This is a genomic window from Providencia sp. AGC89, from assembly GCF_053543535.1.
Genome location: NZ_JBIXLP010000008.1, coordinates 16,434 through 31,921, shown reverse-complemented (window position 1 = coordinate 31,921; position 15,488 = coordinate 16,434). Strand labels below are relative to the sequence as shown.

Annotated in this window: 6 protein-coding genes; all 6 read right to left on the bottom strand. The window is 35.5% G+C overall.

Annotated elements, in window-relative coordinates; all coding sequences use genetic code 11:
- Positions 1–123 precede the first annotated feature (123 nt).
- Positions 124–10,062, bottom strand: coding sequence for an anthrax toxin-like adenylyl cyclase domain-containing protein (locus tag ACIPUA_RS04370; RefSeq protein WP_449059311.1), 9,939 nt, complete (start codon positions 10,060–10,062; stop codon positions 124–126).
- 140 nt (positions 10,063–10,202) lie between these two features.
- A complete protein-coding gene (locus ACIPUA_RS04365; protein ID WP_449059310.1) occupies positions 10,203–10,529 on the bottom strand; it encodes a hypothetical protein in 327 nt (108 codons plus the stop codon).
- 221 nt (positions 10,530–10,750) lie between these two features.
- Positions 10,751–11,398: an MBL fold metallo-hydrolase gene (locus tag ACIPUA_RS04360; RefSeq protein WP_071547892.1), complete on the bottom strand. Its 648-nt coding sequence runs from the start codon at positions 11,396–11,398 to the stop codon at positions 10,751–10,753.
- Positions 11,399–11,437: 39 nt separating this feature from the next.
- Positions 11,438–11,986 (bottom strand): YcbK family protein, encoded by a 549-nt coding sequence (locus ACIPUA_RS04355; protein WP_042846461.1) that lies wholly within the window; start codon positions 11,984–11,986, stop codon positions 11,438–11,440.
- 366 nt (positions 11,987–12,352) lie between these two features.
- Positions 12,353–14,110 carry a L,D-transpeptidase gene (ldtD, locus tag ACIPUA_RS04350; protein WP_042846462.1) on the bottom strand — a complete coding sequence of 586 codons (1,758 nt, stop codon included), beginning with the start codon at positions 14,108–14,110 and terminating at the stop codon, positions 12,353–12,355.
- Between the two features lie 392 nt (positions 14,111–14,502).
- Positions 14,503–15,456, bottom strand: a complete 954-nt coding sequence (locus tag ACIPUA_RS04345) for a YadA C-terminal domain-containing protein (RefSeq protein ID WP_145927298.1) — start codon at positions 15,454–15,456, stop codon at positions 14,503–14,505.
- Positions 15,457–15,488: the final 32 nt, after the last annotated feature.

The window sequence follows — 15,488 nt, the reverse complement described above, 5'->3', positions numbered from 1 at the left end:
AGTACACCCCAAGTTAGCCCCATATTTTATTGGGTTCTAATTTTGGGGTGTTTTTTTAGGAGTATGGTTCGCTTTGAAGAGGAATCGCTCATATTAAAGCTTATTCCTCTAATCATTTGAAAGCTAATTAGCGGCTGATACGCTCGTCCCCTCTAATAAAAGGTTCATAAACGGTAGAGGGTTCCAACGGTTGCGTAGGTGTGCTGACATATTCGTTGCCTCAAAAGTACTTTCGTATTCAAAACGTGACTCAGCATAAAGCTGAATAAGCTTATCTACCGTTTTCTCAGCTTGCCCATTCCATTCGTCCCCATCACACTTACGGAACTTTATATCTGTTACATCTGTCATCGACATTAAATGGTTACTATGATAAATCTCCACTTTTCGACCAGTATATGATCCATAGATACTGAGTGTTTTTGATGAATCTATTTGCTGTACCATCACTGGGGTCACATAAAAATTAACCAAAACAACCTGATTACGACCAGCCAAATCCTCAATCTTCACTGTTGTATTGCTTTCATAACCATTAACAAGATAAGTATCATTACCTAACCCACCAGACAAGGTGTCGTTACCCGCAACGGAGATCAATAAATCTTTATCAACTCCCCCGGCGAGAATATCATTACCTTGACCACCAAAGAGGACGTTATTGCCCCCTAAAGTCACTATCCTATTATCTCCTTTACCCCCCTGAATTATCCGACCATGCCCAGTATGGTCCAAAACAACTAAGTTTCCTTCCTTAGTCTTAATTAACCAATGAGTTCGAGCATAATTTGGGTTTAAAATAGTTGGGCCATTAGTAGGTACATGTAATGACTCTAATAAAGCATCTGGCGTTCCATTTAGTAAATGAGTTAATGTATCAGCTAGTTTCCAATGACCTTTTTGCCCTGTTTTTTCAGCGATGGAATAACTATCTGCAAAGTATTTAGCTAAAGGCTCCATCCCATCTTTTGTTAATTCCTGCAACTTATGCGGCAATTTAGGGTACATGTAGACCTGACATACAGCGTCTTTATTTTCTTGTAGAGATGGCTGTTTTATTTTAATAATTTTGCCTGATTTTGATATATAAATGCGATAAAGAGCACCATTATCCACACCTTCAGTAATGTTTTCACAGTCAAAATTCAGTAAATGAATATTATTTTTCCCTTCAAGATCCTCGATATAAACAACCCCTCTATATCGACAATCAATTAAATAGTTATCATCGCCCTCCTTACCCATTAAAGTGTCGTAACCAAAATCAGAGAGTAATAGATCGTCCCCATCTCCGCCCGAGAGAAAATTCATTCCTGAGCCAGCATACAGCACATTATTACCTGAAACGGCTGTTATCGTATCATCACCGTCCCCACCGATCAGCACACGGCTAAACCCACTATGGTCAAGAATAATATCATTTCCTGCTTGCCCGTTTATCAGTAATTTTTTACCAAGGTACCCCATTGGAATATTAATGGTATCATCGCCATCGGTGCTGTTTGCAATGGGATTTGAAGGGGCAATGACACTATTTTCACTCTTCAGGTCGATACAAAACATATTACTGTACTTATCTTGAATAAGTACCGCATTATTCATACCCCCATCGAAATTCTGAAAACGAAAGCTCAGTGTTGTCTTTTCGAACCTATCTTTGAGCAAAAGCTTTTGCCCATTCATTTGTAGTTGGTAGCCATTTACCGTAGGTAATAAAATAATAACCTTATCTTGATCTGTAAAATGGCCTTTGACATTAGCAAAATCAAATACAATATCTTCATTGTTATCGTCAAGTTTATTTATTTGATAACTATCTTGGCCCAATGTGACTTTTATATGGCTCCCCGATGCTATATGGGAGAGGATATTGTTTTTTTCACTTCCAGTATAAGTTAAATTCTTAGCTTTACCTATTGATACTAACCTTCCCCATTTAGGTGAGTTATATACTCGTGTTTTATTAACTTCAATCTCATCTTTACTTTCATCAATATAAACACTTTTTTCACCTGAATATAGCGTTTTATCATTATTTTGAACATATAACACATTGAATAGTTTTCCACGTATAGTATGTTCAGGATTATTTTCTTTTGGGAGGTCAACTAATTGACTAATTAAGGCAAAACCATCGTTAGTATTTAAGTTATAACTATGATTGCGTTTACGAACCCCATCTATATCACGATATACATTATTTAATTTTATGGTGACTTCACTCTTAACCTTATCAAATACATATTTATCTGTCTTATAATCATCAACCTGTATTTTAAGGTAAAGGTCGTTACCCTTTATATACATATCCTTAATTTCATTTAATGAGTATTCAAGATCAACCCAACTCACTGACTCGCTATTCTCTTCAATAATAACATTAACTTGAAATCCTTTATTTTCCCCCTGATAAATAGGGTTGATATAATGTTCTTTTTCAACTCGGAATGCTTTTTTATTATATGACATTTTTGTTTTATAAAGATCATCTACATGAGAAGCCCATTCGAACCGTTTAATAAAGTAACTATCAATCCCACTGCCACCAATGGCTTTCCCTTTTGTTAGTGCTAATCGGTCATCTCCACCATATCCATATAGCGTATCTTCCCCTAACCCGCCATTGATATTATTATTTTCATCATCGCCATGGATAATATCATTAGTATTATCAATAAGAGTAATATTTTCAATATTTTTAGCATCAACAACATCAATAAATTGATGTTGATATTTAAATTTAGATTTAGACTCCTCGCTGCAGAAATACGCAACCTTATTTATCCTTAAATCGATATAAACATGATAGCCATTAGGCAAATTATCAATAAATAAAGTGTCGCTTCCTGATTGGCCATCTAGAAACTTCGTTACTTTGCCATCATTTGACTCCAATGATGTTAAACTATTATCCCTTAAGTAAAAATAATCTGACTTTGATCCTGTAGCAAAATACTTTTCACCCGATAACACCTGAAGAGCATACATTCTGTCGTCTTTTCCAATAAGATAATCAACACCATTTGCGAGATTAATACTACTCCCCTTAGTCTCATCAATATCTATAATATTCGCAATTATACCAGGTTTATTCTCAATATATTCATTGGTGTTGTCTGCATATTTACGGATAGTGAAATTTTTTTGCGCAGCAACCTCGGTTTGTTTAGAATAAAAACTTAATTGTTCATAATCCGAAGCTGTAAGCTGCTTTTCTATACTCTGTGTTAAATTACTTTTTTGAATTCCATGTTTTTCTAAAAACTTATCAAATAATGGGTTTTTATAGTTTGTGTTAAAACAATAGCCCTCATTAGACGCTACTGTCCCAGTACGGACAACATCAGTAACCTCCTTGAGAACTGTCTTAAATACAACTCGATCTTCTTGCCCAGTAACTCTTTTCACCCTCCCATCGGCTTGCAAAGAATAATTTTTAATTAAAAAATCAGCTTCACTGGAAGTAAATGAAGGGGCTCCACGTTTGGTATAACGATAAACATAATCCGAAAAACTTAAACGTACCCCCCACCACATACCACCAAAATAATTATTATTAGTATCTACAAGATAATAACGTTCTTCTGATTTATTAGTCGGCTTTTCAATTATACTCAAGTGATGATCAAAACCTGCTGGGACAAACCTTTTTTCAAACAGGTCTATATCCATCTCTACATCTAATTTTTTAAATGCTTTTATGTAATGCACAATCGCCATTTCTTGCTGGCTACGCAGGGTAGGTTCAAAACCAAATGCACCACGAAGCCCTTCTTCCAGTTCCCTATCCCAGCTAATATCAATTACCTCTTTGATATTTTCAACTGCGCGGGCACCTTGATATACCAAACCAGAAACCAGTAAAACGCCCCCAACAACAAGGCCCACTACGGGAATAGTAGAAGAGCCAATTATGACACCAATAACGGTGATGCCATTTAACACACAACTGGCAATAGAAAAAGTCGCATTAACAATCAAATCTTGCCGCTGTTTTGGATCTGAAACACTATCAAGTTTAGATAAACTGTCATACGCTTGGTAAGCGTCAAACCCCATTCCGACTAAATTAAATATAATCACTGTTCCCGCTGCAATTCTGCCACGGATTAACGATGTTGCCCCCCCTTTACTAGCTATATTTAATAAAATAGGTTGTACAATCATGTCTCCATAATTAGCAATTGCTGAACCACAAATAAGGTAAAATTGTTTTTCTAACTCAGCACATTCCTCATCCCTTAAATCAGGGTTATCTAATTTTTTCAAGATTAAATGTATACTAATTAATGTTTGTACTGCACCAACTCCACCCATTACTTGGCCAAACCGATTACCTATTTGTTGAAAACGCGGTAACTTAGTTCCTAACGCTCTTAAGTTCTCAATCATCTCCGGTGTCAATTTAGACACATTAGGGTCGATGTTTCTTGCAATATACTTCAACTGCTTTTTCAATACCGCGCTGTCTTGAAAACCAGTGTTATTATCTGTGATAGGAATATGATCTACGTCGCCTAATTGCTGATGAAGAATCCTGAGCAAAACAAGGTCCGATTCATTTCCATCAACTAATGTTAATTCAGCCGCAAGCTTTTCGGGATGAAATCGCACTTTTTTCTGCCAACCATTTTTTTTTGTATGATCTGCAGTAATAAGTTGACCATTAATAGTCACCCCTAAGTTTTGTAACCTTGCCAAGGCAATTTTTTCACCATTAAAATTCACCCAACTGTTTTTATCAGCAACAGTGACAGAATTAATAAGTGCAGTTACGTTCTTTCTATACTGCTCATAATCATGAGGTATACGCTTGATACTGTTATCATCAAGTGCAATAAATTGCATATCTGCCGAATAAAACTTACCATTATTATGACTTCCCTCTCCAAAGCCTGCCTGTTGGCCCCGAGTTATAGTCTCTCCATTAAGTAAACTTACATTTTCGTTAAAATAACTATTGACTTGCTTCGCAAATAATTTTGATGCTAAAGAACGTTGTTCATTACGAATACAGAGTTGTAAACCATTAGGATCAAGTAAGCGGTATTCATGAATGTTACCTCGGGTCGTATATTGAATAGTATATGTTGTGTTCTTACCTTGAAGGAATAAAAGTGAATGACCCTGGGAATGGTAAAATTTATTATTGGCTGATATAACATATTCAATAGATTGCCTCGCTTGTTTCTCTCCCTTATTATCAAACCCATCTACAATATTATTTGAATAGCGCTTTATTTCATTAAGTAACTCGGTTTCTCCCTCGGTTAGGGGCCCATTATAGCGTTTCTGTTCTAGCTTAATTTGCCACTCAATAAGATTTCTCGCCGAGTTTTCATCTCCTAACTGAGACTCAACGGTATAAATTAACCCCATCTTTCGGTCAAAACCTGCTGCATCTCCTTTACGTCTTAACCTATCATAGTTAATCATATTCACTTGGCTATCAGCAGACCACTTACGCATCTGATTACACAGTTCATTATATTGCTGTAACCGCTGATGACGCTCAACTTGATGTTTATGTAATGCCCCTGCAAATGAGAGCCCTTTTAATGGTGCATTTTCCCCATCAAAATTGTCCTTGTTAAGCCTTAAAAATGAATTAAGGTCCTCGGACATTAATGAAAATGCATTTACATCTTTAGCTAACGCAGTGACTTTGCCACGATCAAAATCATTAATGGCAGGAAATATCGCTTTTAATTGTAAACATGATTTTTCGCTTAAATGATGTAATACAGATGGGTCATCCTGTATCGCATGCAAAATAGTAAGTGTATCTTTAGCTTGCTGTTGTAAATCCGTAGACAGACGAGCCTCAAATAAATTGTCCCAGTGAGCTTTATTTTCAGTTGTATCATTGCTCAGGTAATGGTTAACTTTTGGGGCTATTAATGGATCATATAGTGCTATTTTCAGCTTATCTGCACTAAATTGGCCGTACGCATCGTCAAAGTAACTCACTAAATAAGGGTGCTCTGCCAAACGAACATGCTCCAAACTGATATCTTTTGACGCTATTTTCTCTATTAAAGATTGAACTTGTTGATGATGTTTTGTATCTAAATAGTTTTTTACCGTTGGTGTCTCTTGGTGCATTACCCCCACTAGTTGCTCGGCAGCACTCCCCTTTCGCTGATCAAGCTCTATAAATAAGCTACTCGTAATTTTTATTTTTTGTTTATTTATAGCGTGGAGCGACATACTCTCCTCTGCTGTAAATGGATATTTTTCCTTTACCTCCGTAAGAACCGAGAACAAGCCATCGATTGGTTTATTCTTTACCCCATCATTAGCTATAATAACCCACTTTACTGCTTTACCGCTTTCTAGTAGTGAAGGAATATTATTTTCCCCGTATTCTACCGCCCAGATTTTATTATCTGTGTCCGCTTGCAAAATTAGTGTGTTTTCTGGGTTTTTACCTGCTAACCGCTCTGCTTGCACCTTCCCCTTTAGGTCCTCAGTAGCGCGCACAATAATAGAAAATGTTGAGGTGTCCTTCTGCAAATGAGATTGTAAATGTGCTTGATGCGCTATACTATCTTGATTAACCGTAGGCCATATAGGTGTTGATTTAATCCCTAAGTCATTTAATTTTTTAGTGAAGTGTGAATGAAAATCGCTAGGTAACTCCTGATTATGCTGTTTTAATTCATCAACAAAAAATTGATAAGCTTGAGGGTTATAGATTATTTTTTTTATTAGAGAAAAATCTAAATCTTTGAATGATGAAAGCCTAAATATTTTCATTGGGTCTGGTTCAACATAGTTATTTAATTGCGATAGTTTTAATTCTCCTCGACGTAGCTCATTAATAAAATATAATGTACTAGATTTTCCATTTATTTTTACTTGCCCTGTATTAAGATCATATTGATATATAAATTTATAACCCTTAGTACTATTTCTAATGGAATTACGTTCCCCCTCCACAACCATTTTATGCCCATAATTATAATTGGTTATACTTCGATTATATGCAACTATTGGCATATTCATCTTATTATTAGCAAATAGATTTGTAGCCTTTAATGCAAAGTTTTCATATATTCCTCCCCTACCTAAATTGCACCCCATTAGTACTAGTTTATCGGGGACCGTATTTTTCAATACTTTCTTTTTCAAATAGACCATCGCATCTGTATATTTCTTTGCACTCCTTTCTGCATATAAGGTAGGTTCTCCATCATCAAAATAAGAACCATGCCCAATGGTTATCCAGCGTACTTTCCCTGTAGTTATTTTTTTTAGAGAGCCATATAATACCTTATGTTTTCGACTACCTAAATCGTATTGAATCACTGTACTATTGTCGGGGTGTTTTGAGAGAGCTTTAGCTACCACATCCGCTGAAACTTTATCCCCTTGTAATTGAATAATAACGTTATGGTCATATGCTGTAGGGTTTGCCTGTTTATTATCCCTAGATTCAATGTTAATTGCCGTTAATTTATGATACACCTTAATAGGGTCACACCAGGTATTAATTGAGTGCGCCTTTGAAGCCAAGTCACCAGCTAGAGACGCATGATGGCTACCATTAAAATTATTTTCATGTATATCAGAAAAGTCATTATCTAATCCAACAACCGCTTTTCCGAATACGCCTTCCATATACCTACGCCTATTAACAATTAGCGCCTTATCTACTTTGTTATTCGTTGAGCCTTGCTCATGATTATCTGAACTCGGTATTATTTTATCTGAGGTTTGTTCGCTGTTATCTGAGTTTGGTATTATTCTATCTGAGGTTTGTTCACTGTTATCTGAGTTTGGTATTATTCTATCTGAGGTTTGTTCACTGTTATCTAAATTCTGATCTATCTTATCATTAAATATTGAGATGCTTTTTTTTATTTTAATCTCACCATGGTTTACAATATACCCTTCCGATTTTTTTCTTTTAGGTTCAAATAACCTACCGTTCTCACCTTCGCTCCATTTTCTATTTAATGGTGCTCGATAGCCTTGATTAATTAACAACTGCTGAAAATTAGACAACTGTTCGACATCATTAATAATGATGGCACCATGAGGGTTCATCTCAAAATAAGTTTCAATAGGTTGAGTTGTCCCCGACAACTTATTTTTTCCTTTTAAACTCTCAGGTAAAAAGAAGGTAATAGGGAAGTTATCCTTCATCACACTCACGGGGTTTGCATCATCAGAACCATGATGAACTAATTCAAAGCCCTCAGTTCTCCCTAGCTCTCTATTAAGCTGCCTATTAACCTCTTTTATTCTATTATTGATAATGCCATTTTCTTTCCCTTCTTTCTTATTATATTCTGCCTCATTATTATACAGTCTCTTTTGAGCTGGCGTTAACTCCTCATAATTTACACTCGCTTTCCATTCTTGCCAATCAGGCATTTCCGTAACTTTAACATAATGCTCTAACTCTGAAATTGGGAAGATAATGCTAAAAATATCATAATCAGCCGTCATTGCCTTACCCGTTTTAGGATCACCTATCACAAGAAAAGGTTTAATTTCATTATTTTCTTGATAAGAAACCTGCCAAATATTACCTTTTCCTGAAGGGCTTTTTTTTAATAAAAAGGTATGTTCTTCCCCATCAATAGTTGAGCTAGTTTTCTTGTAATCCCCATCATCTGTATCAATTAGTGGCGTGATGGTTTTATAGTTAATTAATTCATTAATCCGTTCCGAACTAATTTCAAGGGGAACCGCTATTGCATGCTTTTTATCAATAGACTGTTGCACATAGTCATTATATTTGCTTTGCTCATCTCGACCCGATTTCTTAGAGAACTGCTGCAAAACTGGAATAAAACCACTGTGTGGGCCCCAGTCAGAACTTTTACCTTTAATTGTTAATCCCTTACTACTGTATATGCCTAATTCGATTAAACTAGCCGATTTATAGTCAACAGGCCGAATACCAATGGTAATATTATATTTATCCGCAACTTTATTAATCGCTTTTTGGTGGTTTTCTGGGACCCCCGTAGCTATGGTTGGTTGGTCACCCATACGTGGAACAAGGTGCAAATTGACACTTTTATAATCTCTATCACCCTCTTGTTGAGGTGGTGAAAAAGCATTTATATCAAATTGTTTACTTACTAAGTAAACTTGATAATCATCTTGGCTAATAAATTTATCACTATTAATTTTTGATAATGCATTTACATTATCCTCAATTATTTTAGTAAGCTCACCGCTATTTAAAATATCAGTATAAATGAATGATGTCTTTCCGTTCAGTGTAACCTTTAGTTTAGCTATTTGATTTTTTTGATTAAATTCCACATAGGTTAATTTACATTTTTGATCACTACTAATGTATGCCAATTTTCTTTTTACTAATAGCGTATTTTCCGTAATTAGTTTATCTCGGTTATTTAATTCCTTCAGTTGAAATGGCCTTCCGATACTGTCACTAGGGTTAAATGAAAATGTTCTAATTTTATAATCATTATTCTTAACCTTACTAAACCTATATTTATCTGCATTAATTTTTACAAATGTATCGATATAAGAAATAAAACTGTCTTTTTTGTTAAATGTCATGACTCCAGTATCAGGATCAAAGAACTTATATGTCCACACCTTTGTTTTTTGATCATAAATTATGGATATCGCCATTGCATGGCTAGCTGAACAAAACTTAATTAACAGTGGTTGATTGCTTGTATTTATATGTGAGTAGATTTTTTCTTTAAAGCGACTCAATGTGGTTTCATTAGCTAAGTGTGTCGTAAAGTTCTTACTATCAACTACCTGAACACCTTTACCATTCCTATTGTCTTCTAACTCTAAATAATTATCTCTTTGAATAACCTCTGATATTGTATTAATGAATATTTTGGCATCATCAGTAGTAAAACTCGATGCTAGATTTTCCCCCCCAATGCTAAGTTTATCTTTTAGCTTTATAAAAAGCTCATCTGATGCGATATCTTTCCCTGCCTTTGTTTTGAAAAAATCACTATCAGCATCAGCCAAAAGCGCATCTGTATAAATTTTAATTTTTAATTTTTGTAACTCTGCCAAATAATTATAATAATTAGCCTCTCTACCATACATACTTTTGCTAACAGCATAATTTGTATTGACAATATCATTAATATATTTAACAAAACTACGTCCATTAATCTCTTCATATTTAAAGTTATAAATATAATTATAATGACGTACTGATTTTATATATGAAAGCTGTTTTTTAATTACATCTGATACATGCTCATAAATAATGATTTAGCATGTAACTTCAAGGCATCATTTCTAGCTTTATCTAACGGGGTTAAATTATCATCATTTGAATTTATAATAGAATAAAGTTCATTTAATTGCTCGATATATTTACCCCCTTGATTATTCATGCTGTAAACTAAAAACTCATCCGTTAGCCCATAGCAATACCCTGAGAAACTAGAATGAGATATACCATTATTATTTATTAACTTAATAAACAAATCATGATTTTCAGTATCATTAACATAGTCATATAATACATATTGATTAAAATTCACATCTGTATTTTCTACTTTCATAATAATTCCCTTTAATTAATAATTAATGTATGTTATTGAAATTAATATTTAAAGTAACAAAGTAATTTATTAATAACCATATCAATATGAAACATTCGGATAAAATGTTTCGGATAGTAAAAATTAACATAGGGTAATTATCAATGATAATTAACTATAAAAAACATACCCAATTCTTAGGGTATGTTTTTAAATTAGGAAGGAATGACTATTTTTGTTAATTACCAAACAGGTAATTCATCTTGTAAGAAAGGGTTGGTTTTGCGTTCAAAACCTAAATTAGACATTGGCCCATGCCCCGGTATAAACTGGTAATCGTCACCTAAAGGCAGTACTTTAGTTTTAATTGATGAGATTAAATCTTGGTGATTACCACGAGGGAAGTCACTGCGACCTACCCCCCCCTTAAATAACACATCACCCATTGAAATTAGCTTATCATTGTGATTCACAAAAATAATATGACCGGGTGTATGCCCTGGGCAATGCAACACATCAAATGAAATGCCACCACAAGTGACTGTATCCCCTTCTTCTAGCCAATAGTCAGGCGTAAAATCAGGACATTCCCCTATATAAAACATGGCATTTTGCTCAGCAAGATTTTCAATCCAAAACGCGTCTTCTTTTTGTGGCCCATAAATAGGCACAGAGAAATGTTTGGAAAGTATAGCTGAAGCACCGATATGGTCAGAATGACCGTGGGTAAGCAGAATTTTAGTTAACTTTAGCCCTCGACTTTCAATGGCAGAAATAATTTTTTCTGCCTCACCGCCGGGGTCAACCACAACCGCTTCTAACGTATTTTCATCCCAAATAACCTGACAGTTTTGCATAAATGGTGTTACTGGGATAATAGTATATTTCATCGGGCAATTACTCCGTAATCTGTGTCACCTATGCACAGATTACCACGTTCTTGCTGGCCCTGTATCAATATGTATAAAATTGCTTCTAGGATAATAGCCAACACCACCCGCTTTCATTTTCAGCGCGGCTTTACGAATGTTACTTAACTGTAAACCTTCGATATGGAAATCCATCGCTTGCCCGCGAGTATGGTAACTTTTCTTCGCGACTCCCGAACTTTTACTACGCAATTTATTATTCGTTTCTAAAGAGCGATAACCCGAAATAAGTTGAACTGGTTTGTTAGTCCCCATCATCATTTGTAATAAATAAATTTGGTCAAATAATTTAGGATCAATGGTTTTGACTTTATCGCAGCGGTAATCACGGAAAAAATGATTTAAACGTGCAAGTTCAGATTTGTTATAACGTTGACCGTCAAAAAATTCTGTTTTTAAAGACTCCCCCGTATTAATATTTTGAAAGCGTAAAATACGTGGGCGTGGGGTGGTCATTGCAGCAAAGACATGGCTTGGTAATAAACTAAGGCCGACTGTAGCAGCCCCAATTCCCAGCCATTTTCTGCGGGATTGGTCAATAATATCCATAGGTGATAGCTCAGACTCTAATAATTTCAGTAATAATCGATAAAATTTTGACAACCTATTGAGACTAGCAAAACATTCTTAATTTTAATGTATATTTATGTAAAGATATGCATACTTTAAGGGAATTTGGTTGCTATATTCGTCAAAAATAGCGCTTTGTCACTAAATTCACATGTAATAAGCGAATTACTACGCTTACTTTGCTGCCTTGGTTGATATGAATCGCGATCAGCTCTCTATTATTTACTGCATGATAATAATTAAATGCCTAAAAGCAACGGACCTAATAAGAAATTATGGGAGTTAAACAGAACTACTCGCAAAAAAGGGGGAAATCCCCCTTTCATATTTAAGCTAACATGATGATTAATGCAAAATCTTTTTCAACATTGGCAAATAGTTATCTGCATTATTAATGCTGTTATCATATTGATATATATCCGCTCGATATTGTGGTTGCTGGTCTTTATCAACCCAAGCGGTTTGATAATAAAGAAATACTGGGATCCTATCCGGTATATTCACATAACGGGTCGAACCTTCCTTAAGTGCACCATCAATGCGCTTCCTTTCCCAGCCCGCATCACCTAATAAAATACTTGCAAGCTCACTAGCTTTATTAACTCGTACACACCCAGAACTTATTGCACGTGCGTTGCGATTAAATAGACTATGATTCGGTGTATCATGCAAATAAATTGCATCAGAACTTGGCATGTTAAATTTATAGCGCCCTAATGAATTAGTAGGGCCAGGAGCTTGACGAATTCGATAAGGGAAATTGGCAGGCGTAATATTTTCCCAATCAATGGCATACGGGTCGATTTCATAGGAATCTGCGCCCCACCCCGAATAAACAGTATACCCTTTACGGCTAAAATAACTTGGATCTTGCTTTCCTCTCGGGGCAATATCTTTACGTGCCATGCTAGTCGGCACACTCCAAGGAGGGTTAATCACCACATTATTCAGTGCACTGCTCATGATCGGTGTTTTTCGATCAGCACGTCCAACAATCACTTTTGAGTCTAAAATAACCTCATCATTCAAATAAAAATCTAAGGAATAGCCTGGTATATTGACTAAAATCCCAGTTCCTTGACTTGCTGGAATAATACGCAAACGCTGAATATTTAATGCCATTAATCCTGCTTTTTGTTTTGGCTTCATATTCAGCCAAACACGCGTACCTTTACCGACAACACCATCCGCTTCTAAGCCATACTGTAATTGGAATTTTTTTACCGCATCAACAAGGTCTTGGCTATACACTTTTGATGCCTTACTTATTGGTGTCTCAGCTGTTTTTGCTGGTTCACTGGTTTGTTCAACCGCTTGCTCAGCAACTTGCGCCATCGTTTCAGGGGCTTCAACTTCGCTGCTCTCCATTACTGTTTCACCTTCCAGTAACCCTTCACGTTGCAGAATTTGGCGCAAAATAACCACGTCATCATTTGATTGACCTGGTTTTAATGTTTTAGTCCCCACGATTTCCAAGTCATCTTCAGGCATCGCCAATAACTTCAGCATTTCTTTGCGCATTGGCAAATACATTGGATGGTTAGGGGCTTGCGATTTCACCCAATCACTTAAGCGATTACCTGAAACTGCATCTAACCATGGTTTCATTTGTGCAGAAGTCGGGGCAATAATTTTATAGGGGCGGCTACTATATAACCAATATTGCCCACTGGCTTCAACCGAAGATAAATAGTGTAAATATCCCAACATTGCATCGGACAAAATAACGTCACGACCAAGTTCATTTAATTGGTTATTTTCCAGTATCGCGAGCCACTCGGCAAATTGAGGTTGTACCCCCGCGAGTGCTAATTCGGCCAACTGTTGTTGGAATTGACTAATTGCTGTTTCATCTTGCCACAATAGCTGCATTTGCCGCTCAGCATATAATTTAGATAATTGTGAAGCAAAAACAGGTTTCACCCCCGAAGGAAGCGAGACTGTTATTTTAGCCAAACTTTCTGCTGGTGTAACTGCCGCGGTAGCTTGTACTTCCTCGACACTTTGCTGCATATTTTCTTCATTTGAAAACGCAGGTATGTGTAATGCCATTAACCCACATATTACTGAGACTTGCAGAGCTTTCACACTTCTCTTTGCCATACATCCACCTTAAGTTACAACATGGATAACAATAGTTTTTATTATTAACGATTTTATTATAGTAAATTCTGGATACTCAAAGTATTCACACATTATACATGGTTAACAGTGCAGCATATCAACTTAAGCATCATTAAGTCAGTATGAACAATATAGGCAGGAATGTTATAGGAAAAAACTAATTCTGTGTTTATTTCTTCTGATTATCAATAAACGTAAGGTAACGATATAAACGGCTAAAACAAATAAAAACCAAGTGTGTTACCGCTTTTTATGCCCCATATGAGTATTTATTCAATTAAAGAATAAAAGGCAAAAAAACATAACATATGCTTTTTTGCCTTAAGTTAGATTAAAAGTGTAACCATGAGGGGGTTAACTAATGATTCCTGTTACCATTCAAAGTTAACAGCGGCATTATAAGTCACGCCTTTAAAGTCATCAGTATTTGTTGCTACACCCGCTTTTACTGCCACACTTTCATCAATACGATAACCTGAACCTAGTGCAAGAGCTGTATTAGATTCATACCCACCTAACGCCATAGATAGGTTAAAGTGCCCAACATTATAAGGTTGGAATAACCCTGATAAAGCAGCTTGCGAAGCCAACCCACGCTTTAATTCGTTATCTAATGAATCAACACGCTTATCTAACGATGTGACTCTGCTATCTAGCTGATTTAATCTATTATCAACATTTTTATTGATCTGAGATTGGCGGTTATTAACAGCTATTTGGCTATTGTTGAAAGCCATTTGGTTTTTATTAAAAACAGTTTGTTTATTATTGGTTAATTTTTGGTCACTATTAACTTTAGCTTGGTTTTGGTTAATAACATCTTGCTTATCATTAACGACTTTTTGATTTTCATTTACTAATTTTTGGTCGCTATTAACTTTAGCTTGATTTTGGTTAATAACGTCTTGTTTATCATTAACGACTTTTTGGTTTTCATTTACTACTTTTTGTTCTTTATTAATATTAGCTTGCTCAACGTTAGTTATTGCTTGCTTAGAATTAATATCTGCTTGGATTTGATTTAAAACCCCCTGATTTTGGTTGATCAGGGTTTGGTTTTCATTAATCTCTTTCTGATGCTTATTATATCCATCTTGCTTAGCATTATATGCATCTTGTTTAGCTTTATGATCCTGCAAATCTGCATTAACGTTATTTACATTGTTAGCAAGAATATTTTGATTTTCTGATGTTAGTGCTGTACTTGCATGTCCATTATCGCTGCCAATATTGTTATTCCAACCGGCCCAGCTAACATCCGCAACAGATACGTTACTCATCATGGTTGCAGAAACCATAACGGCTAATAAGGTTAATTTATTCATTTTTTGTATTCCAAATTTATTGATTAGTGTTA

Excerpts from the sequence above, each read along its gene's own strand:
- ACIPUA_RS04370 (WP_449059311.1), bottom strand. The coding sequence starts at position 10,062 with ATGTATGGTAGAGAGGCTAATTATTATAATTATTTGGCAGAGTTACAA.
- ACIPUA_RS04365 (WP_449059310.1), bottom strand. The coding sequence starts at position 10,529 with ATGAAAGTAGAAAATACAGATGTGAATTTTAATCAATATGTATTATAT.
- ACIPUA_RS04360 (WP_071547892.1), bottom strand. The coding sequence starts at position 11,398 with ATGAAATATACTATTATCCCAGTAACACCATTTATGCAAAACTGTCAG.
- ACIPUA_RS04355 (WP_042846461.1), bottom strand. The coding sequence starts at position 11,986 with ATGGATATTATTGACCAATCCCGCAGAAAATGGCTGGGAATTGGGGCT.
- ldtD (WP_042846462.1), bottom strand. The coding sequence starts at position 14,110 with ATGGCAAAGAGAAGTGTGAAAGCTCTGCAAGTCTCAGTAATATGTGGG.
- ACIPUA_RS04345 (WP_145927298.1), bottom strand. The coding sequence starts at position 15,456 with ATGAATAAATTAACCTTATTAGCCGTTATGGTTTCTGCAACCATGATG.